Annotated in this window: 22 protein-coding genes and 2 pseudogenes; 6 read left to right on the top strand and 18 right to left on the bottom strand. The window is 65.7% G+C overall.

Going from position 1 to position 24,742, the window contains the following annotated elements; translation table 11 throughout:
• Positions 1-8: 8 nt before the first annotated feature.
• Positions 9-2,150 (bottom strand): acetate--CoA ligase family protein, encoded by a 2,142-nt coding sequence (locus tag VSR71_RS18070; RefSeq protein ID WP_342915213.1) that lies wholly within the window; start codon positions 2,148-2,150, stop codon positions 9-11.
• A 2-nt stretch (positions 2,151-2,152) separates the two neighbouring features.
• The gene (locus VSR71_RS18065; RefSeq protein ID WP_342915263.1) at positions 2,153-2,923 is read right to left on the bottom strand and encodes an enoyl-CoA hydratase/isomerase family protein; all 771 of its coding nucleotides are present in this window, start codon (positions 2,921-2,923) and stop codon (positions 2,153-2,155) included.
• A 259-nt stretch (positions 2,924-3,182) separates the two neighbouring features.
• Here VSR71_RS18065 and VSR71_RS18060 point away from each other — a divergent pair, with 259 nt between their 5' ends.
• Positions 3,183-4,061, top strand: coding sequence for an SMP-30/gluconolactonase/LRE family protein (locus VSR71_RS18060; protein WP_342915212.1), 879 nt, complete (start codon positions 3,183-3,185; stop codon positions 4,059-4,061).
• On the opposite strand, the gene VSR71_RS18055 is transcribed toward VSR71_RS18060, so the two are convergent.
• Positions 4,058-5,008, bottom strand: a complete 951-nt coding sequence (locus VSR71_RS18055) for a LysR family transcriptional regulator (RefSeq protein WP_342915211.1) — start codon at positions 5,006-5,008, stop codon at positions 4,058-4,060. The genes VSR71_RS18060 and VSR71_RS18055 overlap by 4 nt on opposite strands.
• A gap of 107 nt (positions 5,009-5,115) precedes the next feature.
• On the opposite strand from VSR71_RS18055, the gene VSR71_RS18050 reads away from it, so the two are divergent.
• From VSR71_RS18050 to VSR71_RS18035, 4 genes and pseudogenes are all read left to right on the top strand, one after another.
• Positions 5,116-6,192, top strand: coding sequence for an LLM class flavin-dependent oxidoreductase (locus VSR71_RS18050; protein ID WP_342915210.1), 1,077 nt, complete (start codon positions 5,116-5,118; stop codon positions 6,190-6,192).
• A 10-nt stretch (positions 6,193-6,202) separates the two neighbouring features.
• Positions 6,203-7,000: a flavin reductase family protein gene (locus tag VSR71_RS18045; RefSeq protein WP_342915209.1), complete on the top strand. Its 798-nt coding sequence runs from the start codon at positions 6,203-6,205 to the stop codon at positions 6,998-7,000.
• 8 nt (positions 7,001-7,008) lie between these two features.
• A pseudogene (locus VSR71_RS18040) lies at positions 7,009-7,216 on the top strand (CoA transferase); the annotation flags it as partial.
• A 40-nt stretch (positions 7,217-7,256) separates the two neighbouring features.
• Positions 7,257-8,249 carry a tripartite tricarboxylate transporter substrate binding protein gene (locus VSR71_RS18035; RefSeq protein ID WP_342915208.1) on the top strand — a complete coding sequence of 331 codons (993 nt, stop codon included), beginning with the start codon at positions 7,257-7,259 and terminating at the stop codon, positions 8,247-8,249.
• Positions 8,250-8,506: 257 nt separating this feature from the next.
• Here the strand turns inward: VSR71_RS18035 and VSR71_RS18030 are convergent.
• The 10 genes and pseudogenes from VSR71_RS18030 to VSR71_RS17985 all read right to left on the bottom strand — a co-directional run.
• Positions 8,507-8,683: pseudogene (locus VSR71_RS18030) on the bottom strand (porin); the annotation flags it as partial.
• A gap of 101 nt (positions 8,684-8,784) precedes the next feature.
• Entirely contained in the window at positions 8,785-9,933 is a 1,149-nt protein-coding gene (locus tag VSR71_RS18025; protein ID WP_342915207.1) for an acyl-CoA dehydrogenase family protein, read from the bottom strand.
• Positions 9,934-9,954: 21 nt separating this feature from the next.
• A complete protein-coding gene (locus VSR71_RS18020; RefSeq protein ID WP_342915206.1) occupies positions 9,955-10,785 on the bottom strand; it encodes an SDR family NAD(P)-dependent oxidoreductase in 831 nt (276 codons plus the stop codon).
• 83 nt (positions 10,786-10,868) lie between these two features.
• A complete protein-coding gene (locus VSR71_RS18015; RefSeq protein WP_342915205.1) occupies positions 10,869-11,288 on the bottom strand; it encodes a MaoC family dehydratase in 420 nt (139 codons plus the stop codon).
• A 13-nt stretch (positions 11,289-11,301) separates the two neighbouring features.
• Positions 11,302-11,745 (bottom strand): MaoC family dehydratase N-terminal domain-containing protein, encoded by a 444-nt coding sequence (locus VSR71_RS18010; protein WP_342915204.1) that lies wholly within the window; start codon positions 11,743-11,745, stop codon positions 11,302-11,304.
• A 54-nt stretch (positions 11,746-11,799) separates the two neighbouring features.
• The gene (locus VSR71_RS18005; RefSeq protein ID WP_342915203.1) at positions 11,800-12,990 is read right to left on the bottom strand and encodes a lipid-transfer protein; all 1,191 of its coding nucleotides are present in this window, start codon (positions 12,988-12,990) and stop codon (positions 11,800-11,802) included.
• A 47-nt stretch (positions 12,991-13,037) separates the two neighbouring features.
• Complete coding sequence (locus VSR71_RS18000; RefSeq protein ID WP_342915202.1) at positions 13,038-13,958, bottom strand: TauD/TfdA dioxygenase family protein; 921 nt, start codon at positions 13,956-13,958, stop codon at positions 13,038-13,040.
• A gap of 109 nt (positions 13,959-14,067) precedes the next feature.
• Positions 14,068-15,705 (bottom strand): fatty acid--CoA ligase, encoded by a 1,638-nt coding sequence (locus tag VSR71_RS17995; protein WP_342915201.1) that lies wholly within the window; start codon positions 15,703-15,705, stop codon positions 14,068-14,070.
• Positions 15,706-15,764: 59 nt separating this feature from the next.
• Entirely contained in the window at positions 15,765-17,066 is a 1,302-nt protein-coding gene (locus tag VSR71_RS17990; RefSeq protein ID WP_342915200.1) for an MFS transporter, read from the bottom strand.
• A 132-nt stretch (positions 17,067-17,198) separates the two neighbouring features.
• Entirely contained in the window at positions 17,199-18,623 is a 1,425-nt protein-coding gene (locus VSR71_RS17985; protein ID WP_342915199.1) for an aldehyde dehydrogenase family protein, read from the bottom strand.
• Positions 18,624-18,759: 136 nt separating this feature from the next.
• Between VSR71_RS17985 and VSR71_RS17980 the strand changes: the two genes are divergently transcribed.
• Entirely contained in the window at positions 18,760-19,683 is a 924-nt protein-coding gene (locus VSR71_RS17980) for a LysR family transcriptional regulator (protein WP_342915198.1), read from the top strand.
• A 102-nt stretch (positions 19,684-19,785) separates the two neighbouring features.
• Here the strand turns inward: VSR71_RS17980 and VSR71_RS17975 are convergent, their stop codons facing one another.
• The 5 genes from VSR71_RS17975 to VSR71_RS17955 all read right to left on the bottom strand — a co-directional run bounded on the left by VSR71_RS17975 (position 19,786) and on the right by VSR71_RS17955 (position 24,713).
• A complete protein-coding gene (locus VSR71_RS17975; RefSeq protein ID WP_342915262.1) occupies positions 19,786-20,853 on the bottom strand; it encodes a maleylacetate reductase in 1,068 nt (355 codons plus the stop codon).
• A gap of 134 nt (positions 20,854-20,987) precedes the next feature.
• Complete coding sequence (locus VSR71_RS17970; protein WP_342915197.1) at positions 20,988-21,818, bottom strand: intradiol ring-cleavage dioxygenase; 831 nt, start codon at positions 21,816-21,818, stop codon at positions 20,988-20,990.
• Positions 21,819-21,835: 17 nt separating this feature from the next.
• Positions 21,836-22,426: a malonic semialdehyde reductase gene (locus VSR71_RS17965; RefSeq protein WP_342915196.1), complete on the bottom strand. Its 591-nt coding sequence runs from the start codon at positions 22,424-22,426 to the stop codon at positions 21,836-21,838.
• Positions 22,427-22,487: 61 nt separating this feature from the next.
• Complete coding sequence (gene tcpA / locus VSR71_RS17960) at positions 22,488-24,041, bottom strand: 3,5,6-trichloro-2-pyridinol monooxygenase TcpA (RefSeq protein ID WP_342915195.1); 1,554 nt, start codon at positions 24,039-24,041, stop codon at positions 22,488-22,490.
• A gap of 120 nt (positions 24,042-24,161) precedes the next feature.
• Positions 24,162-24,713: a flavin reductase gene (locus tag VSR71_RS17955; protein WP_342915194.1), complete on the bottom strand. Its 552-nt coding sequence runs from the start codon at positions 24,711-24,713 to the stop codon at positions 24,162-24,164.
• Between the last annotated feature and the right edge of the window lie 29 nt (positions 24,714-24,742).

Raw genomic sequence — 24,742 nt, 5'->3', positions numbered from 1 at the left:
GCTGGTTCTCAGTGTGCGGGCATGGCCGGCGCTGCCGGGATCATCAGCGCGTCAAGCACCACGGCGCCCTCCCCTTCGGGACGGACGAGGATGGGGTTCATGTCGATTTCGGCGATGTCGGCCGCATGGCGGCACGCGAACTCGGACAGGCGCGCCACGCAGCGGGCGGCCGCGCGAATATCGGCTTTGGGCTGTCCGCGCACGCCATCCAGCAGCGGGAACATGCGCAGCGAGCGAATCATCGCGAGGGCTTCGTCCTCGCTGACCGGCGCGGCCTGCACGGCAACGTCCTTCAGCACCTCGGCGTGGATGCCGCCCATGCCGACCATCACGACCGGGCCGAACACCGGATCGCGGGAAATGCCGGCGATCATCTCGACGCCGCCCCTCACCATCGGTGCGACCAGCATGCCTTCCACGCGGGCCTGCGGCGCATGGCGGGCGACGCTGGCGGCAATCGTCCCGTAGGCGTCGCGCACGGCCGCCGCGCTGCGCAGGTCCAGCGCCACGCCGCCGGCTTCGGTCTTGTGCGGGATGTCCTCGGAGACGATCTTCAGCACCACGGGGTAGCCAATGGCTTCCGCCGCGCGCACCGCCTCGCCGGCAGAGTGGACCACGGCTTCCTGCGGCACCGCGATGCCGGCGGCCGCCAGCGCGCGCTTGGCTTCATACTCGTTGCGGAAGACCGCCGGGTTCACGGTTTCCTGCGGCACGGGCCGATGCGCCGCCGATGCCGGCTGGCCGGCAAGCTGGCCGAGTCGCACCAGCCCGGCGAGGCCGCTGGCGGCAGCATCGATGCTCGGGAACACGGGAATGCCCAGCGCGTTGATCTGCGCCACCGCATCGGCCGGCCCCTGGCTGACGATCATCAGCGCCCGTTCGGGATGCCTCTCGCGCGCCTGCGCCAGCGCCTCCAGGTACACGCCGCGCAGGCGGGAGTTGTACAGCGAGAGCGACATGAACATCACCAGCGCGCTCCCCGACGGGTCCTCCAGCAGCGCGGACAATAACTGCTGGAGGATGTCGGGGCGGCTGGACATTTGCGCCGTGGCGTCGACCGGGTTGCCAGTGCCGGCCATGGGCAGCACGCGGCGGATGCGGTCGCGGGACGCCGCGTCGAGCGCGGGCAGGCGCAGGCCGGCCTCGCTCATGGCATCGGCCATCATCACGCCGAAGCCGCCGGAGGCCGCCATCAGCGTCACGGCGTCGCGCTGCGGCAGGCGGCCTGGCATCAGGATCGAGGCGGCGTGGCCGATGTCGATCAGTTCCTCCACCGAGCGCACACGCAGCGCGCCGTGGCGGCGGAAAACGGCGTCGATGACGGCGTCGGAGCCCGTCAGCGCGCCGGTGTGCGAGGCGGCGGCGGCCTGGCCCTGCTCGGTCGACCCCACCTTCAGGACGATCACCGGCTTGCCGCGCGAGCGCGCCAATTCCAGCGCCGCGACGAGGCGCTCGCCGTGGCGGCAGGTCTCCATGCAGCAGAGGATGATGCGCGTCGCCTCGTCCTCGGCCAGCGCAGCGATACCGTCCGCCACGTCGACGTCGGCCTCGTTGCCCGTCGCCATGAACTGGCTCACGCCAAGGCCCCGGCGCGCCACCGTGTTCATGGTGTGGCTACCCACGTTGCCCGACTGCGAGACGATGCCCACACCGCCCGGCGGCGGCATGTATTCCTCCAGGCTGATGGAAAAGGACCCGATCATCCGGTCGGCCACGTTGACCGTGCCCAGGCAGTTGGGACCGAGGATGCGCATGCCGTGCCGGCGCGCGATGTCGACCAGTTCGGCCTGCATGGCCACGCCCTCGGCGCCGAGTTCGGCAAACCCGGACGACAGCACAATGGCAGCCTTCACGCCGCGCGCCGCGCAGTCGCGCAGGGCAGCCGCCGTGGCGGCCGCCGGCACGGCCAGGATCGCCAGTTCCGGCGCGGTGGGGGTCTCACGGACCGAGGCATACGCGCTCAGGCCTTGCACGGTGCCGCCCTTCGGATTGACCGGGTAGACGGTGCCCGCATAGCCATGCTTGCGCAGCATGTAGACCGGGCGCCCGCCGATCTTGGTGATGTCGTCCGAGGCGCCGACCACGGCGATGCTGCGCGCGTGGAAGAAGGGCCCGAGCCCGGCGCCCGGGCGTTCGGTGTGCGTCGTCATGGTCAGCGTCCCTTGAACTGCGGCTGGCGCTTTTCGAGGAACGCCATGCGGGCTTCGCGCGCGTCTTCGGTGCGGGACAGCGCCATCGTGAATTCCTGCTCGAAGCGGTAGGCATCGCGCTGCGGCATGACTTCCACCATGTTGGTGGCGCGTTTGGCGTACATGATCGCCAGCGGGGCCTTGGAAGCGATCTCGCGGGCCAGCGCCATCGTCACGGGCAGCAACTGGTCGGCCGGCAGCACGTCCTCCAGTACGTTGCGGCGGAGCAGGTCATGCGCCGTCAGTCGCTGGCCGGTGAAGAACATGCGACGCACGGTAGAGCGGCCGAACAGCGTGCGCAACATGGAGGCGCCGCCCGCCAATCCGACGTTGATCTCCGGCATGCCGAAGGTGGCTTCCTCGGACGCGTAGAGGATGTCGCAAGCAGCGACCAGACCCATGCCGGCGCCAAGCGCCACGCCGTTGACCGCCGCGATGACGGGCTTCGTGCATTCCCTGATGGCATTGCCGGTTTCGCGTGTCAGGCGGTTGTGATCCAGAAAGTCGCCAGCCGTGCTGCTATCGGGCCTGTCCTTCAGGTCGGCACCGGCGCAAAACACCTTGCCGGCGCCCGTCAGGACGGCGCAGCGGATATCATCGCGCTCCGAGATCTCGTCGAAAGTCGCCACGATCTGGCGGCGCATCTCGCGGTTCAGGGCATTGACCGGGGGGCGGTTCAGCGTGACCAGGGCGACGCCGTCCGAAACCTCCATCAGGACCAGTTTCTCGCTCATGCCTGACCTCCCGACTGTCTGAAAAATGCGCCGAGCGGCGCGGTGTATGCGTACGTCATGGTTGTCTCCTTGCATCGAATGAACAGCCGCGCTTCGCTGCGGGCCGGCTTTTTCCGATTGTAGGAGCGGGGATTGCTGTGGATTTCCGTCAGAGTTGTTGGTTGTGTTCTGCGGGAATCCGGCATATTCGGCGAACCGGGGAGCCGATAGCATGCGTACTCGTAGCCCCACCGGCCATCACGAAAGAGGATCGCAGACCATGGAGATCGCCCCCATTGGGACCATTCGGACCGATCTGGGGGAATGCCCCGTCTGGGACGCCGTCCGGCAACGGCTATGGCTTGCGGATTGCCGCCGGGGATGGATTCATGTGATCGACCCGGCGCAGGGCGCCGCGGTGCGGTATGACCTGCCGGCGCCACTGGGATCGTTCGCGCTGAACGGCGAGGACAAGCTCGTGGTGGCCCTGAAGGAGCAGGTGGCGCTCTATACGCCATCCACCGGCGCCCTGCATTGCGTGGCGGACATCGGCGACCGTCATCCTAATCTGCGCCTGAACGACGGCACGCCCATGCCGGACGGCAGCTTCGTGGTGGGCACCATGCACGTCTTTCGCGGGCCAGACGAATCGCCGCTGGGCGGGTTGTATCGGCTCGATACGGCCGGCGGCTTTGCACGGATCGAGCAGGGCTTCGGCATCGTCAACGGCCCGATGCCGCATCCTTCGCGCCCGGAGTTCTATGTCTGCGACAGCGCGGCACGCAGCATCTACCGCTACCGGCTCGATGCCGGAGGCAGGCTATCCGGCCGAGAGCGCTTTGTCGACACTGCGCCGCTTGGCTCCGCACCGGATGGCTGCTGCTTCGACAGCGAGGGCGGCCTGTGGACAGCACTCGTGCATGCCGGCGCCCTCGCCCGCTTCGACGCCGCGGGGCAACTCACCCATTGCATCGACCTGCCGGTGGCGCACCCGGCGTCGCTCTGCTTCGGCGGGCCAGCCCTGGAAGATATCTATGTCACGACGATCCGGGACAGCGGCCGGCTGTCAGCCGACGGCCCGTTGGATGGCGCCGTGCTACGTGTGCGCGGCACCGGCCTATGCGGCGCAGCGCGCCCGCACTGCAACATTCAGATCTAGCCGGCCGCCGGCACCGCCGACTTTCCGTAGGCACTGAAGCGCAATTCCTCGCCTGAAACGTGCGAGGCCACGAAGTCGAGGAACAGCCGGATCTTGGCCGGAATCATCGCCGTGTCCAGGATGGTGGCGTACATCCCTTCCTCGAAGGTGGTATTGGTCACCCGGAATTCCGGCAGCAGCCGCACCAGCGTGCCGCGCGAGATATCGTTGTGGACCGTGTAGTCGTCCAGCAGCGCAATGCCCTCGCCGAGCCGCGCCCACTCCAGCAGCGCGACGCCGCTGTTGGTCACGTGCCGGGGCTTGAAACTCACTTCCTCCACGCTCTCCCCGCGCTTGAACAGCCAGCTATGCTGGTTGCCGGGCAGCAGGTACGCCATGCAGTCGTGCTGCAGGATCTCCTCCGGCCGCGTCGGCGCGGGCCGGTTCTCAAGGTAGGCTGGCGATGCCACCAGGTAGCGCTCGCTCCGGAAGAGGATGCGCCGCTTCAGCCCGGCCTCCACCGGCGGTGAAATCCGGAAATCGATGTCGAAGTTACTGCGGCGCAGGTCAATCTTTGTCTCGGTCAGCACGAGTTCGACATGAATGTCCGGATACTGCTTGCGGAAAGCCGCGACCAGCGGCGGCAGCACGCCCAGCCCGAACATCATGCGCGAATGCACCCGCAGCGTGCCCTTCGGTGCGGCGCGGATCTCCGTGATGTTGCGATGCGCCTGGCCGATGTTCCACAGGATCCCTTCCAGCTCCCGCGCATACTCCTGCCCCGCTTCGGTCAGCACGACCTGGCGCGTGGAGCGCATCAGCAGCTTGACGTTCAGCTCGGTCTCGAAATCCGTGATCATGCGTGACACGGACGTGGCGGACACCCCGAAGTGCCGCGCCGTTTCCGAGAAACTCTCCGTCTTGGAAATCGACAGGAAGAGCTCCATGGCGCGAAGCCGGTCCATCATTCCTCCATTTTTTGCAGTACAGATCGCCGTGATTCCCGTATTCCGTCCAATGCCACCCGACTCCTAGAATTCTTCGAAACTTCACCGGGATTTTTTGGGAGACAACAATGGAATTCGGCGTATTCATCCTGGCCCAGCAGCGAGGTTACCACCAGACCTCGAAGCAAGTCATCAGCAACTCCATCGAGCAGACCGTCGTGGCGGAACAGGCCGGTTTCAACACCGCCTGGTACGCCGAGCACCATTTCAACAACTATTCGCTGTCGCCGTCGCCGCTGATGATGGTGGCCCACGCCGCCGCGAAGACGCAGCGCATCCGGCTCGGCACGGCGGTGTGCATTCTGCCGCTGTACCACCCCGCGCGCTTCCTGGCCGAAGTCGGATTCGTCGACACGGTGTCGAACGGACGGCTCGAGCTGGGCGTAGGCTCGGGCTACCAGCAGTTCGAGTTCGAGCGCTTCGGCGTTGACATCGCCGAGTCGGGGGCGATCTTCAACGAGTTCCTCGACGTCATCCCGAAGGGCCTGACGCAGAAAATCTTCGATCACGACGGGCAGTTCCTGAAGATTCCCCCCAGCTCCATCGCCGTGCGCTGCCTGCAGGAGCCGATGCCGCCGCTGTGGATCACCTCCGGCAACCCCGTTACCCTTGGCCGTGGCGTGCGCGAGAACCACAACCTCTTTGTCACCGCCCTGCTCAACGGCAATGACGCCATTACCGGGCTGCGCGAACGCCTTGACAAGGTCGCCGAAGAGAATGGCAAGGACCTGGACCGCGACGTGAAGTTTGGCTTCCTGCGCTGCGGCTTTGCCTCCGACAACAAGTCCGAGATCGACGCCTATCTCGACTGCGCGCGCTTCCAGCGGCGCATCTCGGAAAGCCTCAAGTTCCGCCGCGTGCAGAGCGATGACGGCTACATGGTCAAGGAAGTGCCGTCGGACACCGATCCGACGTTCGACCAGTTGCGCAAGAACCTGCCCGTGGGCTCCGTCAACCAGGTCATCGACAAGCTGCTGGCCGAAATCAGCATCCTGCGACCCAAGCACATCGCCCTCCAGACCCAGCTCGGCGACTTCGACCAGAAGACCATGCTGCGGCAGATCGAACTGTGGGGCGACCGGATCATCCCTGCCATCCGCAAGGAGCTCGGCGAACCGGGCACCAAGCTGGCCGTTGCCGCCTGAGGAGCCCGCCATGCGTATCCACCTGACCAATGCCGGCGCCATTACCCTGCGCGACCCGGCCGACTTCAAGCGGCTCGACGTGCTGATCGATCCGCAGCCCGGCGAGCGGCTGGAACGCGCCATCGCGCGTATCGGGCGACGCGAGGATGAGGGTCACGTCCGCCTGGCGCCGTCGGTGTTGCGCTTCCTGTCGGGGCATGCGGGCGATCCGGCATGGGAGGACGGCTTCTCCTCCATGGTGGGATACGCGGCGCGGCACGGCTGGGTGGACGAGCGCGGCGACATTCGCGCCCATCTCACCCTCAACGAACAGGACGAAGTCGTCTCCGCGGACGACTTCAAGTCGGCCATGCGTGCGCTGCCGGCCGGCATCAGTGCCGTCACCACCGGCAGCGGCGAGGACGTGGCGGGCATCATCGTCTCCAGCCTGACATCGGTGTCGGCGGATCCGCCAATGGTGGGCTTCTTCGTCCAGAAGTCGGCCTCGGCACACGGGGCCCTGATGCAGACCGGGCGGTTCGTGGCCAATGTGCTGGGCGAAGGACACCGCGCCATCATCGATACCTTCCTCAAATCCCCGCAAGGGCGTGACCGCTTCGTGTCCGGTCAATGGCGCGAAGGCGGGCATGGCCTGCCGGTGCTGGATGACGCGCTGGCCAGCATCGAATGCGACATCGTCTGCACGGAGGCACTGGGCACGCATGACCTGATCGTCGGCAAGATCCGCAAGACCACCTGCAACCAGGCCAGCCCCATCATCAACTTCAACGCCGGCACGCACCGCATTGCGCCGGTATCGGTCCAATAGGAGAACGCATGGCTGGCAAAGGCAAGCCTGCCGGTGCGCTCGCGGGCATCCGCGTGATCGACCTTTCGCGCATCCTCGGTGGCCCGTATTGCGGCCAGGTCCTCGGCGAGCACGGCGCCGACGTGCTGAAGATCGAGCCACCGCAAGGGGGATGACAGGCGCACCTGGGGGCCGCCGTTCAAGGATGGCGTGGCCTCGTACTACCTTGGCCTGAACGCGCGCGCCCCCTGATATAAAATACATTTGGAGACAAGCCATGCATCACTCGCCCGCCCGGCGGCGAACCTGCCTCGGTATCGCCGCATTCCTCGTTTCCCGGTCATGGGCCGGTACCAGTGCCTCGACAAACGGCTGGCCAAAGCGGCCCATCCGGCTGGTGGTGCCCGGACCGGCGGGCGCCGGCATGGACATCTTCGCGCGCGTGATCGCCTCCCATCTCCATCGGGCGCTGGGCCAGCCAGTGGTGGTGGACAACCGGCCCGGCGCCAACAGCCTGATCGGCACCGACATGGTCGCCAAGAGCGCCGCCGATGGCTACACGCTGCTCATAACGCCATCTTCCGCCGTCGCAATCAACCCGGTCATCCAGCCAAAGATGCCGTATGACGCGCTGAAGGACCTGACGCCTGTCGCGCAGGTCGGCGCCGCCGGAATCCTGCTGCTTGCCCATCCGTCCAGCGGGTTCAGGAACCTCGCCGACATGGTGCGCTATGCCAAGGCGAACCCCGGCAAGCTCTCCTACGGATCGTGGGGAAACGGGTCGACCGGGCATCTCGTCATGGAAGGCATCAAGGCGCACTATGGCCTCTCGATGCAGCACGTGCCATACAAGGGCAACGCCCAGCTCGTGACCGACCTGCTGTCCAAGAACATGCTGCTGGGCTTCACGGATATCGCCTCGCCCGTCCCGCACGTCCGCTCGGGCAAGCTGGTGGCCCTCGCCTGCACCGGCTCCGCACGGGGACCGGCATTGCCCGAGGTGCCAACGCTGACCGAGCAGGGCTATCCGTTCAGCAAGGAAGGCTGGTACGGCGTGTTCGCGCCGGCCGGCACGCCGGTGGAGATCGTGCAGCGGCTCAATGCCGAGATCAACCGCATCCTCGCCAATGACGACGTGGTGCAGAAATACGCCCAACAGAACATGCCGCGCCCGGCCACGAAGACCGTCGCCCAGTTTGCCGCCATCGTGCGTGACGACGTCACGGCCTGGCAAAAGCTGGCCAAGGGGGCCGGCTTGCAGATCGACTGAACCTTGCGCAGGATACCGGCCGCGATCGTGGGAGTGGCTGCGAACTACAGAGCGCCGGGCTGGCCAATGCCTACGGCAAGCAGGGCGCCGGGGACGACGCAAGAAGGAAGCATCGAAGGAGCGCCAGTGGATTTGGCGCAAGCGCTGACCGCCGGCCCGCCAATGTTCAGCGCTGCGTTGCGATCGAATAGCCCGGCTGCGGTGCTCAGAAAATGTAAGGTATTGGGCCCGAGAATATCCGGGTCGAGCAGCGCCCTGCCGCGCAGTCCCCAGCGCGAGGGGACCGTGGCCGTCAGGTTGTTCATGCGCACAACACGATCGCTGTCAGCGCCAATGCGATTGACGAACTCGATCCCGGTGTCGACCACCTCTTAGAGCGTGACCGATTGCGCGCTGGCGAGCGCGGGCAACCACCCCAGGCCAGTGGCAGAAATTTCATTTTCAAGAAATGTCTCCTCGATGCGCGGGTCGTAATTCAATCTCTCTCGACCAGGCCTGCAGGATTCGCAGGCCTGCGCGGCCTCCAATCCCGGCGTTACAGCGAACGCGCCACCAGTTCGCGCTGGATCTCGTTGGCGCCGCCGTAGATTCGCTGCACGCGGGCATCGGCATACATGCGGGCAATCGGGTATTCCAGCATGTAGCCATAACCGCCGAAGCACTGCACGCACTTGTCGATCACCTCGCCCTGGCGCTCGGTCAGCCAGAACTTGCCCATCGAGGCAAGTGACGAGTCGAGCGTGCCGTCGATCCAGTGCCTGATAATGTGATCGGCAAAGGCGCGCGAGGCCGTCGCCGTGGCCTTGACATCGGCCAGCACGAAGCGGGTGTTTTGCTGCTCGATCAGCGCCTTGCCGAAGGCCTTGCGCTCCTTGACGTATGCCACAGTCAGTGCGAGGGCCCGCTCCATCTGCGCGGCGGCCCCCACGGCAATCATGGCGCGTTCGTACGGAAGCTGGCCCATGAGTTGGAAGAAGCCCTGGCCTTCCACGCCGCCGAGCAGCGCATCGGCCTCCACCACACAGTCGTCGAAGAACAGTTCGGAGGTGTCACCGGAGTCCTGGCCCACCTTGTCGAGGCACTGCCCACGGCGGAAACCAGGGTTGCTGGAATCTACGATCAGCAGCGAGATGGCCTTAGCCCCCGGTTCCTCGCCAGTCCTGGCGACCACCACCACCATGTCGCACATCTGCCCGTTGGTAATGAAGGTCTTGGCGCCATTGATGACGTACTTGCCATCGGCGCGCTTGCGCGCCGTGGTCAGCACGCCCTGCAGGTCCGAGCCGGTGCCCGGCTCGGTCATGGCGACTGCCGTGATGATCTCGCCGGACGCGATGCCGGGGAGCCAGCGACATTTCTGGGCCTCGGTGCCGTAGCTGCCCAGGTAATGGCCCACCAGGTAATTGATGCCATAGCCGAAGCCGGTGCTACCGGCGTAGCCCATCTCGCGCATCACTACCGCCGCATGCGCCGCCGTGCCGCCCGCGCCGCCATAGGCCTCGGGCAGATCGGGCAGGATCAGGCCGAGTTCGCCGGCCTTGCGCCAGACGTGACGATCGACGTGATGCTGCGCGCGCCATTTCATTTCGTTGGGCTCGATGATGTCCTTGCAGAAGCGCCGCACCGCATCAGCGAACGCGTCCAGGTCCTCATCCATCCACGGCGAACGGAAATTTTCGAGCATGCCAGTTCCCCCTGTTTCGCCTCAGATGCTGCCGATGCCGCCGCCGCAGATCAGCACCTGCCCGGTCACGTAGTTCGACTCCTGCTGGCAGAACAGGTAGACCGAACCGGCGGCCTCGACGGCTGTGCCTGGTCGGCCGAGCGGGATCATCCTTTTCGACTGTTCGACCAGCGCCTCGCTGATGCCGACCTTGATCTCGCGACCTTCGATATTGACAGTGGCATTTTCCTTGCCGGCAACTGGCACCGTCAGGCGGGTCTCGATGTGGCCGAAGGCAACGGCGTTCACGTTGACCTTCAGGCGACCCCATTCCTTGGCCAGCGTCTTGGTCATGCCAAGGATGCCGGCCTTGGCCGTCGAATAATTGGCCTGGCCGACGTTGCCGCCGGCTGACACCGACGAAATGTTGACGATCTTGCGGAACACCTCCCTGCCCTCGGCAGCCTCAGCTTTGGCGGCGGCGCTGATGACCGGGTATGCAGCGCGCAGGATGCGGAAGGGAGCCGTCAGGTGGCAATCCACGATGGCGTACCACTGCTCGTCGGTCATCTTCTGGATCACGTTGTCCCAGGTGAAGCCGGCGTTGTTGACGATGATGTCGATGCCTTGGAAATTCGTGACACCAGTGCTCACCAGGCGGTCGGCGAAGTCGGAAGCGGTCACGCTGCCGACGCAGGCCACGGCCTCCCCGCCTTGCGTTTTGATCAGCTCGACGACTTCGTGCGCCGGCTCCGCGTCGAGGTCGTTCACCACCACACGTGCGCCTTCGGACGCCAGCTTCAGGGCCACTTCCCGGCCGATGCCACGGCCCGAGCCGGTGACGATGGCGGACTTGCCTGCGAGTTTGGTCATTCAGGAATCTCCTTTGGATGCTCTGTCGGGTTCAGCCCCGCTCTCCCGCCGAGGGGCGTGGGGCGTGGGGCGATAGCAATCAGTCAGCACAGCGCGACGATGGCCTCGCCAACCAGCTTGTCCTCGCCATGCTGGTTGGTCGACCTGATCGCTACCTTCACGCGATGCTCGCCGTTAACCTCGAATTTCTCGACGACTTCGCCGGTACATGTTGGCTGGTTACCCAGGTGGGTGATGCCGGTGAACCGGATCGAGATGCTTCGCAGCGCCGACTGTGGCACCCAGCCGGTCAGCAGTCGGCCGAGGTAGGCGGCCGACTGCATGCCGTGCGCGAACACGTCCGGCATGCGCGACTTGCGCGCGAAGTCCATGTCGATGTGGATTGGGTTATGGTCAGCCGAGGCGCCGGCGTACAGCGCCAGCGTGGTACGGTTGATGGCCGGCAGGGCCAGGGCCGGCAGTAAGTCGCCGACCTTCACGTCGTCGTAGCGCGGTGTTTGCATTGGGAATATTTCCTTAGCCACGGCGCTCGACCAGCGTGCTGCGCAGGTCAGCGACGTGCTCGCCCTTCTGGTTGGTGACGCGGGTTTCCTGCACGACGAAGTGCAGCGCGCCGCCCTTTTTGTCGTAGACGTCCGAGACCCGGGTCTCGAAGTGCAGCACGTCGCCGGCGTAGGCCATGCGGTGGTAGTCGAAGACCTGCTCGGCATGCAGGACGCGGCCCAGGTCCATCTGCAGGACTTCCAGCGTCTTGCTCAGTTCGCCCACCTCGCTATTCAGGCAGAAAAGGAAGGTCGGCGGGACCGGCAAGGCCGGATGGCCGTCGTCGCGCGCGGCGGATTCGTCGGTGTAGATCGGATCGGTTTCGCCGATCGCCTTGGCAAAGAAGCGCAGGCGGCCCTTCTCTACGTCGATGGTGCCGTGCGACAACTTGCTGCCTATGAGACTTTGGTCTGCCATGCGGGAATCTCGCTGTTCATATCCGGTGGCGCCGCCATCCGGCGCCACTTCGTCCTAGCCGCGGCCATACAGTGTCACCACGCAGGCGCCGCCCAGGCCGAGGTTGTGTTGCAACGCCAGGTTCACGCCCTCGACCTGCGTCGGCCCGGCCGTGCCACGAATCTGGCGCGTCAGCTCATAGCACTGCGCCAGGCCGGTCGCGCCCAGCGGGTGGCCTTTCGACAACAGGCCGCCCGACGGGTTGGTCACGACCTTGCCACCGTAGGTGTTGTCGCCGTCAAGCACGAACCTCTCGGCGCCCCCCACCGGCGCGAAGCCAAGCGATTCATAGGTCAGCAACTCGTTGTGCGCAAAGCAGTCATGTAACTCCGCGACCTTGATGTCCGACGGGCTGACGCCGGCGGCCTCATACACCTGGCGGGCGGCTTCCTGCGCCATGCTGAAACCCACGACCTCGATCATCGATCGGCTCTCGAAGGTCTTCGGGCTGTCAGTGGTCATGGACTGGGCCAGGATGCGCACGTCGGCGCGCAGGTTGTGCTTCCTGGCGAAGGCTTCCGAGCAAAGAATGGCGGCAGCCGCGCCGCAGGTCGGCGGGCACGCCATCAGGCGGGTCATCACGCCCGGCCAGATCACCGGATCGGCCATCACATCTTCGGCAGTAAGTACCTTGCGGAAGATCGCCAGCGGATTGTTGGCGGCATGGCGGCTGGCCTTGGCACGGATCGCGGCGAAGGTTTCCTGCCTGGTGCCATACCGCTCCATGTGCTCCCTTCCCGCGCCGCCGAACTGCAACAGGGCGATTGGGATGCCTGCAGCCGATGCTTCCTGGTTGAGGTCACGGGTGATGTCCAGCAATGTGCCCAGCGGGGCCGGCCTGTCATCCCACTGCGACTTCAGCGCGCCCGGCTGCATCTGCTCGAAGCCCAACGCGATCGCGCATTCCACCGCACCGCTCTCGACCGCCTGGCGGGCCAGGAACAATGCAGTCGATCCGGTCGAGCAGTTGTTGTTGACGTTGACGATGGGAACTTGCGAGAGGCCTACCGGATACAAGGCAGCCTGGCCGGCGCACGAGTCGCCGTACACATAGCCAACGTAAGCCTGCTGCACAAGGTCATACGAGAGGCCGGCGTCGCCCAATGCCATGCGCGCGGCTTCCGAACCCATCTCAATGTACGTACCGCTGGCGCCTGGCTTCCTGAACGGAATCATGCCAACTCCTGCGACTACGACTCTTGACATATGAATCTCCCTCCCTGGTGGCAGAAAAAAGCTTGACGGTGTGGCACTCAGAACGGCGCGTCGCCGATGATGGTCGCGCGCAGCATGCAACGGCGCGCAGGGAAGTAGTCCTGGACGGCGTAGTGCTGCGTGGACCGGTTGTCCCAGAACGCGATGGTGTTGGCTCGCCAGCGCAGGCGCACCTGGTATTCCGGCGCGCTCGCCTGGCGGAACAGGTAGTGCAGCAGGTCCATCTCCTCGATCCGGAAATCAAAGCCGAATCGATACTGGCTCTCGTGCTGTTCCAGGTAGTTCGACATGTGTGTGGTGAACGCCTCGTTCACATACAGGATCTGCTCGCCGGTCTCGGGGTGCGTGCGCACGACCGGATGTGTCGCCGGCGGGAACTCCTGGCGACGGGCCTCGCGCTGTTCGGCAGTCATGCGCGAGCCAAAGGCCGGCAGGATATCGTGCACGGCTTGCAGGCCGGCAAGCCGCTCACGCACCCCTGCGGGCAGGCCCGAGTACGCTGCGGCCATGTTCACCCACAGCGTATCGCCCCCGACCGGCGGGCATTCGACGCAGCGCAGCAGCGAACCCATTGAGGGAAGCTTGCGCCAGCTCACGTCGGTGTGGAAGATATTCTCGCGCGCCGCCTGCTTGTTGTCGCCACCGAGTATCACCAGCTCCGGGTGGCCGGGGTGGTGGGGAAAGACGGGATGTACCTCGAGGTCGCCAAAGCGACGCGCCAGCGCGACCTGCTGCGCAGCACTGATGTCCTGGTCCCGGAAGAACAACACCTTGTGTTTCAACAGCGCCGCGCGCAATGCCAGATACTGATCGTCTTCGAGTGGCACCCTGAGATCGATGTTGCCGATCTCCGCCCCGAGGCAGGTCGCGACGGGTTCCACCGTGAACGAGGCCTTGCGGACACCCGGGTGGATAATGGCCGGGCTATTCGGCGCCGCGGCAAATGCTTGTTCGCTCATTCCAATCTTCCTTGAGGCAACCGGTCAGGCAACCGGTCCGGTGCTTACCTGACCGCGATTGATGGTTGCGCCTTTCAGCGCCGGAACACCATGGCCAGCACGACGCTGGTCAGTTCTGCTGATAACGTTCGCGCAGGCGCTTCTTGTCGAGCTTGCCCACGCTGGTCTTGTCGATGTGGTCGACCAGCAGGATGCGCTCCGGAATTGCGTACTTCGAGATCGTTCCGGCATCCGCCAGTGCCGCGAGGTGGCAGCGCACGGTGTCGGCGTCCAGAGGGGCATCGCCTGCGCGTGGCACCACTAGCGCCATCGGCCTTTCTCCCCATTTGGCGTCCGGGACGCCGATCACGGCCACCTCGGACACGCCCGCCACCTGGGAGATGGCATCTTCGAGGTCGATCGACGAGACCCACTCGCCCCCGCTCTTGATCACATCCTTGGCCCGGTCCACCAGATGCAGATAGCCATCCGCGTCCAACCGGCCGATGTCGCCGGTATGCAACCAGCCGCCCTCCCACAGCGCGGAACTGGCGTCGGGGTTCTTCATGTAGCCTTGGGTCAGGTAGGGCGTGCGCACTACCACTTCGCCGACGGATACGCCATCCACCGGCACTGGCTGCATATCGGCGCCGACCACCTGCATCTGCGTCAGCAGCGCTGGCAGCCCGGCACCGACGCGGATCTCGATTTCGCGCTCATGTCGCGCCCGGGGGTCGGCGATGTCCTGGGCCACGTCGCTCTTGATCTGGCCCAGGCTCAGCAGCGGGCAGGTCTCGGACATGCCATAGCCGGAGAAGATGTCGATGTTGCGCGCCAGCGCCTGCCTGCACAGCGCGCGGGACAGGGCACTGCCGCCGATCACGACCTTCCATCCGCGGAAGTCGGCGTCCTGCGCCGCCGGCGCCGACAGCACCAGGTGCAGGACGGTCGGCACGCAATGCGAAAAGGTGACGCCCTCCTTGCGGAACAGGTTCACCAGCTTCGATGGCTCGTAGCGGCCGGGGTAGACCTGCTTCCAGCCGCACAGCGTGGCGATGTACGGAAAGCCCCAGGCATGCGCGTGGAACATCGGCGTCAGGGGCATGTACACCTCGTTGCGCGAGAAGCTCGCGTTCACGCCGGACTGCGACAGCGTCGCCAGCGCGGTCAGGCTGTGCAGCACGAGGTCGCGGTGGCTGAACGAGACGCCCTTCGGCAGGCCGGTGGTGCCCGTGGTGTAGAACAGCGTCGCGCGCGTGTTCTCGTCGAATTCCGGGAACGCATGCGCCGGATCGCCGGCGGCAAGCAGCGCCTCGTATTCGCCGGCCCAGTCAAGCTCCGGTGGCACCTTGCCGTCTTCAGCCAGGCAGATAAGGCGCTTGACGCGCGGCAAATGCGCGCGGATTTCGTGGATCAGCGGCAGGAAGTCGACGTTGACCAGCAGCGTCTCCGCCTCGGCATGGTCGAGCGTGTAGGCAATCTGCTCGGGCGACAGCCGAATGTTGGTCTTCATCAGCGTCGCGCCCAGCATCGGCACGGCGAAATAGGCTTCCAGGTAGCGATGGCTGTCCCAGTCGAGCACCGCGACCGTGCTGCCGCGGGCCACGCCCAGCCGGGTGAGCGCGCTGCCGAGCCGGCCGATGCGTTCGACCAGCGTGGGATAGCCAAAGCGCACGCGGTCGTCATAGACAATGTCGTTGCGCGAGCGCTGCGCGATCGGCGTGGCCAGCAACTGCTTGATCAGCAGGGGAAAGTGGTAGGCGGTCATATGTCTCTGCTCCATTCAGTGTCTTTGTCGGGTATTGCTTGCCAGGGCGCCATGGACTGTCACTGGCTCGATGCCGCGGCCTCGCCGCGATAGTGGTGGCCGGGCGTCGCGTGCCGGCGCACGGACAAGGCGGCGCGCGCCGGATCGATCGCCAGGCCCCCGGCCAACGCGCCGGCGACCATCAGCAGCCCGCAGAGGGCAAAGCCCGCCTCATAGCCCGCGTTGCCGCTCATGCCTTGCACCAGGAAGCCGGTGACCAGCGGCGCCAGCACGCCGGCAAACGAAGCAATGGAGTTGTCGATGGCAAGGATGGCGCCGCGCTGCGAATCGGGCACCACTTCCGCCAGGATGGCGGGCCCCACCGCATACATGACCTGCGCCAGGCCCAGCGTGAGGCCGATCAGCGCCGCGCGCCACAACGGCGGCAGTTCTCCCAGCCACACCAGCATGAATGCCGCGCCGCCCATGGCGACGGCCGCCGCGGCCACCTTTCCGCGAGCCGTCCGCGACGACACGCCTTGCGCCAGCAACTGACGCACCAGCCACGATCCCGCGAGGCTGATCGGCAGGCCCATGGCAATGAGTGCCGCGTACAGCCTTCCCGATTCGACGGCGCCATATCCCAGGCCCTTCTGCAGATAGGCTGGCAACCAGGTCAGCGTCAGCGCGAGGCCCCAGTAGGAGACGAATTTCATCGCGATGCAGGCCGCGACCGTGGGTTCGGCCAGCAGCCGGCGATAGGGCACGTGCATGGCCGCCTTCTCCTCGCGCTTATCGGCGTCGGCGCCCCGGCCTTCCTTCCCCAGCGCCATCCACAGCAGCGCCCAAGCGAAGCCGATCACGGCAAGCGCGTAGAAGTTGGCACGCCATCCCCAGTGCGCCGTCACCAGCGGCATGGCCATGCCTGCCAGCAGCAGCCCGATGGCGCCGCCTTGTGCCAGGCAGGCCACCGGCAGTTCGCGCTTCTCATTGGGAAACCATTTGTAGCAAGCGTGGACCGCAATGGGCCACGCCGGTCCTTCGGCGGCGCCCAGCAGCACGCGCGCAGCCACCAGCACGAAGAGGCTGGACGACATGGCCATCGGGATTTGCAGCACCGACCAGGCCAACGCCATCGCCAGCAGGATGCCGGTCGTGGGCCGGCGGTTGGCCAGGAAGCCGCCGCTGACGCCCGCGATGGCGAACAGCCAGAAGAAGCTGCTGCCGATCAGCCCGAACTGTGCTGGCGACAGGTCCAGTTCCGTCATCATCGGCACGGCCAGCAGGCCAACCGCGATCTTGTCGGCGAAATTGATGACCATGTAGACCACCAGCAGCAAGGCGGTGCGCCAGGCCATGGCCGGTTGATAGGAGGTGCTCATGCGTTCTCCGGCAAGGGTGCACGTCTCCGCGGCGGGTCGCCGTCGAAGGCGGCCGCCGGGGAAATCGTCAGTGGGACAGCGTAGGGCGCCGCGGCCCGCAGGCCGCGAGAGAACTGCAGGCGGCGTGCCCGCTCAGGGCGACGTCACCGTCCTGGTCTCGAGGAACTCGGCCAGGCCTTCCGGACCGCATTCCCGCCCGTTGCCTGAGGTCTTGCATCCGCCGAAAGGCGCAGCCAGGTCAAGCATGGCGCCATTGACGAAGACCACCCCGGCGCGCAGTCGCGCCGCCACGCGTTGCGTGCGGTCAGGGTCGGTGCCGGCCACGTAGGCGGCCAGGCCATAGTCGGTATCGTTGGCGATGGCGATCGCCGCCTCCTCACCGTCGTAGGGGATCATTGCGAGCACCGGGCCGAATATCTCCTCGCGCGCGATCGTCATGTCGTTGCGGACGTCGGCGAAGATGGTCGGCCTGGCATAGAAACCGCATTCGAGCCCGTGTGGACGTCCCGCTCCCCCCGCGGCCAGGCGCGCGCCCTCCTCCAGGCCGATGCCGATCATGCGCTGCACTTTCTGGTACTGCGCGCGATTGGAGATCGGGCCCATGCCGGTCTGCGGATCGGCGGGATCGCCCACGCAAATGGCATTGGCCGCTGCCGCGGCAATCGACACCGCCTCTTCGTAGCGCGGGCGCGGCACCAGCATGCGCGTGGGCGCGATGCAGGTCTGGCCGGCATTCATCATGCACTGCGCCACGCCGGTGGTGACGGCAGCCTGCAGGTCGGCATCGTCGAGGATGACCAGCGCCGACTTGCCGCCTAGTTCCTGCGCCACGCGCTTGACGGTTGGCGCGGCGTTAATGGCCACCTCTACCCCGGCGCGGGTCGAGCCAGTGATGGAAACCATGTCCACGTCGCGGTGCGACGACAGCGCCGCCCCTACCACGCTGCCGTCGCCGAACACCATGTTGAAGACGCCAGCCGGCACCCCGGCCGCGTGCAGGATCTCGGCGAACAGCACTGCATCCAGCGGCGCGATCTCCGACGGCTTGAGCACCATCGTGCAGCCCGCTGCAAGCGCCGGCGCCACTTTTGCCGCAATCTGGTTCAGCGGCCAGTTCCATGGAGTGATCAGCGCCGCCACGCCGACCGCCTCCCGCCGGATCCGGCTGCGGCCGCGCTCGCTCTCGAACTCGAAATCACGCAATGCTTCAAGCGTGGCCTGAATCTGGCCCAGGCCGATTGGCGCCTGCAGCGTTTGCGAGAGCGTCACAGGAGCACCCATCTCGCACCGCACCGCGTCTGCCAGTTCGCCCAGACGCGCCTGGTAGCCCGCCATCACGCGCTCCAGCAGCGCGATACGGGTCTCACGCGGGCTGGCGGACCACGACGGCAGCGCTGCCTTCGCGGCCTCTACGGCACGCCCGGCGTCCTCGGCGCTGCCCATGGCCAGCTTGCCGATGACCGCCTCGGTCGCGGGGTCGATGATGTCGGCATAGGCGGCGCGCGCGCACGGGGCTACCCACGCGCCGTTGATGTAGAACTTGTCCAGCACTTTCATGGTGTCTCCGTTTGTCCTGCATCCGGTCCGTCCCGTTCGTCGCCGGGACTTGATGCGCTGACTTTAGGTTTGCCACCCTGATTCGTCAAATGCATAATCAGCATCCGATCAATGCGTTGGACGCAATGCGTGTAGTATGGATCTCCGCCGTCTCAGCCACGTTCTTGCCTTGGCCGATGAGCTGCATTTCGCGCGCGCGGCCGCGCGCGTCCATCTCAGCCAACCGGCGTTCAGCCGCAGCATTCAGGCCATCGAAGCAGAACTGGGCCTGCGCTTGTTTGAGCGAGGCGATGCAGATGTCCGCCCAACGCCGGCGGGACAATTTGTGATCGATGGTGCGCGCAAGCTCCTGTTCGACGCCCGCTGCCTGCAGCGCAACATCGACCTTTATAGGGATGTGGAACTGGGCGACACGGCCTTCGGCGTAGGCCCCTTCCCCGCCGTAACGCTGATGCCGCGCGTCTTGTCCGAGTTGCGGCAACACCATCCCAGAGTCGCGCTGCGGGTGGAGGAAAGCAACTGGAAGCAGTTGCTGGAACGGCTACGCGGGGAAAACATCGAGTTCTTTGTCTCGGACACCAACGAGCTGCCCGAAGAAGCTGCGCTAACCATCCGGCTCCTGCCTGCGCAACGGATCGAGTTCTACGCTCGCGCGGGCCATCCGCTGGCCGGAAATCGCTGCGCATTCGCGCAAATCTGGCAATTCGGGCTGGCGTCGGCGACGCCGCCGGCCATGATGCAGGCCACGCTGGCCGCAACCTTGGGCCAACCGGCCAGCACCACGGTGCCGGCGCTGGAGTGCGACAACTTCGGCATCTTACGTGCCGTGGCACTCAGCACAGAAGCGGTTCTGGCAAGTCCACGTGCACTCGTTGCCGCCGACGTTGAAGCCGGCGCCCTGGTCCAGCTTGCGGTCACGGATGCTCCGGTATTGATCGTGCGCCCGGGCATCGTTTCGCTGACGGGACGAACTCCTTCGCCCATTGCAAGATACGCCATGGAATGCATTGAACGTGTAGCGAACAGCGTGTTGAGGCCAGCCGAAGACTGCCCGCCATGAAAGGAAAGCTCGAGTACACGTCACGCCCAGACCGAAGGCCCTCATACCAGCAAACATAGTGGCGGTTGCCTGAGACCGCGCCAGTAAGGAATCTCTCCCGTGTCAGTCGGGCCGGCGGCCCTCCCACGCATTCTGCAGCAATTCGCGGATCGCCCCGGCTTCGAGTGGACGCGGATTCGGGTACTGGTTCTGCAGGGCGATCTCGCACGCCTTGTCGAGCTCATCCTCCCGCATGCCGATCTGGTGCAAGGCTAGCGGGGCTCCGGTCGTACGCGCCAGATCGAAGGCACCCTGTGCCGCATCGGCTGCGCCCAGGGCCTGCGCGATGGAGACCATGGCGCCCGGTGCCGCCTTCGCGTTGTAGGCCAGCGCGTGCGGCAGGATGATGGTGTGCGTTTCGGCATGCGGCAGGTTGAAGCTGCCGCCGAGCGTGTGGCAGAGCTTGTGATGCAACGCCACGCCCACGCTGCCGAGCACGGCGCCGCATAACCACGCTCCATACAGCGCTTGCGCGCGCGCCTCGTGCAACACGGCCGTATCCCGTTCGCGGACGAGCACCGGCAGCGCCGCCGCGATGGCCTGTATTCCCTCCCTTGCCATCAGGTCCGAAATCGGATTGCGGTCGTGCGCGTACAAGCCCTCGGCGGCGTGCGCCAACGCGTTGATGCCGCTGGTGACGCTGACTGCAACCGGCAGCGAATAAGTCAGTTCAGGGTCGTAGATGACGGTGCGCGGCAGCACTCTCACGTCGGTGCCCGTGCGCTTCACTCCCGCATCGGTGAGGCCGTAGATCGTGGTCATCTCCGAGCCGGCATAGGTGGTGGGAATCGCCAGCACCGGCAGGCTCATCTCAAGGGCGATGGCCTTGGCGAGCCCCGTCGTCGAGCCGCCGCCGATCGCCACCACGCTGTCGGCGCCCAGCTCGAAGGCCATCGCGCAGGCCGCGCGCGCCGTTTCGACCGGCACGTGCATCACGGCACGGTCGAAGATCCCGATCGCGCGAGTACCGAGCAAATCCGTCACCTGTTCGGCCAGCCCGCGCTGCTCGGGGGTACTGAGCACCAGGACACTGGATGCGCACAGCGCATCGATTTCCTTGCCTACCTGCTGGATCGTGCCAGCGCCGAAGACGATGCGCTGGGCACGGGCGGAGTACTGGAATGCTTTCATCATAGGGACTCCATGCTGCTCGGGGCAGTCAGAAAGATAGGCGGGCCATGGCCCAGACCCCGTTGCCTTCCTGGCGATTGCGGGCACCGAACTCAGCCGCGCCGCCGGCAAAGGCGGCGCGCCGGGTTCCGGTGCTAGCGGACCGGATTGAGCACGAAGTCGAAGTCGAGCCGGTAGGTGCCGTCGGTCAGGCGGACCCAGTCGCCGATCAGGGACTTGCGCACGCCGAACACGGCGTCGGAGTCGAGATACTTGTCGCCGCGCCTGAAGACGTGCGTGACCAGCGTCTCGTAACCAGGCGCCTTGATCATGAAGTGCAGATGCGCAGGGCGCCACGGATGGCGCCCGGTGGCGCGCAGCAGCGCGCCGACGGGACCGTCGTCAGGAATCGGATAGGCCTGCGCGACGATGGTGCGGAAATGGAAGCGGCCATCATCGCCCGACTTCAGCACGCCGCGGCCCTGCGCCACTTCAAGCCCTTCGTACTGCACGTCATAGTGGCCGTCAGCGTCCGCCTGCCAGGTTTCCACCACGGCGTCGGCAACCGGACGGCCATCCACACCCGTGACCCGTCCATAGACCATGCAGGGCTCGCCCTTTGCGCCGTTCGCCACATCCGCGCCATGCTCGTAGTGCGGCGCGCCTTCGACGTGGAAAGGACCGAACACGGTGGCCTCGGTGCAGCCTTCCGGCTTCTCCTGGTTCATTGCCACGGTCAGCATCGACAGGCCCAGCACGTCGCTGAGCAGGATGAACTCCTGGCGCTTGTCATCGCACATCTGGCCGGTGGCGGTCAGGTAGTCGATCCCCTGCTTCCATTCGGTCTCGGTCAGCCGTACCTCACGCGCGAAGTCGTGCAGGTGCCGCACCAGGCTGGTCATGATCTCCTTCGTGCGCGGATTGGGCGTATCGGCCAGCCGTGCAATGACGGCCTTGGTCAGGTTATGCTGGTCATACTCTTGCATCGCTGGACTCCCGGCCACTAGGCGAGTTGGCAGGCCTGCTCGAACGACAGGCGCGGACTGCGGGCGAACACCTTTTCGGGGTCGCCGTGCCCAAGGCCGCAGATGAAGTTCGAGCGGATGCTGGTGCCGGCGAAGAAGGCCTGGTCGACGGCCTGGTTGTTGAAGCCGGACATGGGGCCGCAATCCAGTCCCAGCGCGCGCGCCGCGGCGATGAGATAGCCGCCTTGCAGCGTGCCGTTGCGAAACGCCGTGGTGTTGGCGAAATCCACCTTCTCGTCGCCCTCGAACCACGCCCTGACCGCCGGGTTGTGCGGAAACAGCTCCGGCAGCTGGTCGTAGAAGCGGGTGTCGTAGCCGACGATTGCGACAACCGGCGCAGCCATGGTCTTCTCGACATTGCCCGGCGCCAGTGCCGGACGCAGTTTCGCCCGGCCCTCCTCCGTGCGCACGAACACCAGCCGGGCCGGCGAGCAGTTGACCGAGGTAGGGCCGAACTTCATCAGGTCATAGAGCTCCCGCAGCTTGCCGTCGGGTACCGGCGTGGGCAGCCAGCCGTTCTGGCTGCGCGCGCCGCGGAAAATCTTGTCGAGCAGATCACTCGTTTGCATCGTTCACTCCTTGCAAGTTTCGGGTGTTCCGGCCAGAAACGCTGGCCGGAGGGTCAGGCGGTCACACTGTCATCGTGCCGCTCAGGGCCAGTTTTTCCTGGTGGCGCGCCGAATCCAGCGCCTTGGCATAGCCGGCGGTGGCCTTGTATTCGCTCTCGTTGCCTTCGCTCAGCTCGATGCCGCAGACCTTGCGGGCCAGGGTGCCATACGGGCCCGCGCCCGAGAACTCGGCGCGTTGCATGGTCAGCATGCGGATCGCCTGCAGCGGGGTGCCGTTGAAGTTCTCGAAGACGAACAGGCGGTTGCCCCAGTCGGTCAGGAACAGGTCGCGGATCACGCGGCCGATCTTCACGCGGTCGTGCGGCTTGCCCATCGGGCCGTTGTTCATGCGTTCGAACCATCCGTTGAGCGCCTCATCGTTCCACTGGTCTTCGCTCGCGAAGATGAGAGCGCTGCGCCCGGAGAGATCGACCAGCTCATAGATCATCTGCGAGAAATTCTCGAGGTAGAGCGCCCGGCCGAAGTCGTAGATCAGGATGTTCGGCTTGTAGGCACCACCCGGCGTATGGAAGCCCAGCTCTTCGCTGGCGACGATGTGCGCGAGCATGGCCTGGTGGAAGCCGATCAGCTTGGCCACGCGAGTCTGCACGGCCGGGATCTTGCTGGTACCGATATGCTCGGTGATCAGGATCGCCAGGCCGGCCATCAGTTCGGCGCGCACCGACTGGCGGATGAGGGCGTGATAGTGCAGCCAGTCGAACACACGCTGCGGATAGAGCTTGGCGTGCTCGGGATTGCCCAGGTGGAACACATGCGACCATGGGATAAAGACATTGTCAAATACCGTCATGCCGTCCAGTTCGTCGCCCTGCGCGGCCAGAGGGTGCTCGATGGGGTCGTCCTTGACCACGCTCTCACGACAGACGATGGTCACGCCCGGGGTGTTGACCGGCGTGGCGGCGAAGATGACCTGGTCGCCCGGGATACCAGGGCGGAAGAACACGCCGATATGGATCCAGTCCGCAAAGGCGACGCCAGTGCCGATAGCCTTGACCCCTGACACGATGATGCCCTTGTCGTTCTTTTCGATGACGCGCAGGCCGGGCGAGCGCTGCTGGGCATCCGGGCTCGAGCGGTCCATCTGCGGGTCGACGAACTGCGGCGCGCAGTTCAGATCGTGTTTCTTGGCGAAGTTGACGAAGTCGACAATATTCGTCGCCTTCACCTTGCCTTCCGCGCCGATGGTCTGCGTTTCCCAAGGCGACGGATCGTCGATGTACGTCTGGAGTACGTAGTTGTTGACGTCCGGCGTGCGCGGAAACGACGCGCCGGCCATCTCGCGCATGATCGTCTCGTGGTACTTGCGCTTGCGGCGCAGTTGCTCCTTGTTGAAGTGGCCGAACCACTGCATGGTGCGGCGTTCGCCGTCGGTATCGACGAAGGTCATCACGTCCTGCAGGTCGGGACGATGGTGCAGGTCGTAGAAGTCAGCGTGACGCTGCGCGTAGTCCCGCGTCTTGAGGTGCGTCGCGATGTTGTCGATCTTCTCGTTGCCGACCCATACGCTGCGGCCGTCGTTGAGCGATTCCAGGTACTGCTTGCCGGTGCGAATCATCGCGGGGTCTCCTTGGTAGGTATTTTCGGGGTGTGACAGTCCCTGCCCGAAGAAGGGCATATGGACGCGGATTCAAGATTCGGGTGCCGCCTGGCGCGCGCCAGGCCGCCTCGGGCGACCTCAGGCCGCGACTGGCTGCGTGGTGGCGTAGCTGCGGCGGCAGTAGACCAGCGGCGTGTCGTTGCTGCCTTCGGCGCCGGAACTGCGGAGCACCTGCGCGACGAAGACGCTGTGGGTGCCGATCTCGAGCTGGTCGACGACCTTGCAGTCGAGGGCGACCATGGCGGATTTGCTGTATGGCGCGCCGGTGGCGAACACACCCCAGCTGTCACCGTCAAAGCGCTGCGCCATCGGCACCGCTCCGGCTCCGGCGAACAGCTGGGACACCGCGGTCTGGCTGGCGTGGAGCCAGTTGATGCTGACCACCCCGTTGGACTTGATCACGCTGTTTGCCGCGCTGCGGCGATTGATGCAGAAGAGCACGGTTGGCGGCGAATCGCTCACCGAACAGACAGCCGAGCACGTGACGCCGGCGCGGCCGCCTGCGCCGTCGGTAGCAATGACGGTCACGGCGGTGACCGCACGCGACAAGGCGTCGCGGAAGCTGCTGGCGTCGATGGCGGCATCGGTAATGCGACTCGCGCCGGTCTCGATGAAGACTGCGGACGTCATGGCGATCTCCTCCTTGTTGGGGCCTTCCT

Origin of the sequence: Cupriavidus oxalaticus, assembly GCF_038900635.1 — a bacterium.
GTDB classification, from domain to species: domain Bacteria; phylum Pseudomonadota; class Gammaproteobacteria; order Burkholderiales; family Burkholderiaceae; genus Cupriavidus; species Cupriavidus oxalaticus_B.
This window is presented reverse-complemented; position numbering and strand designations above follow the sequence as displayed.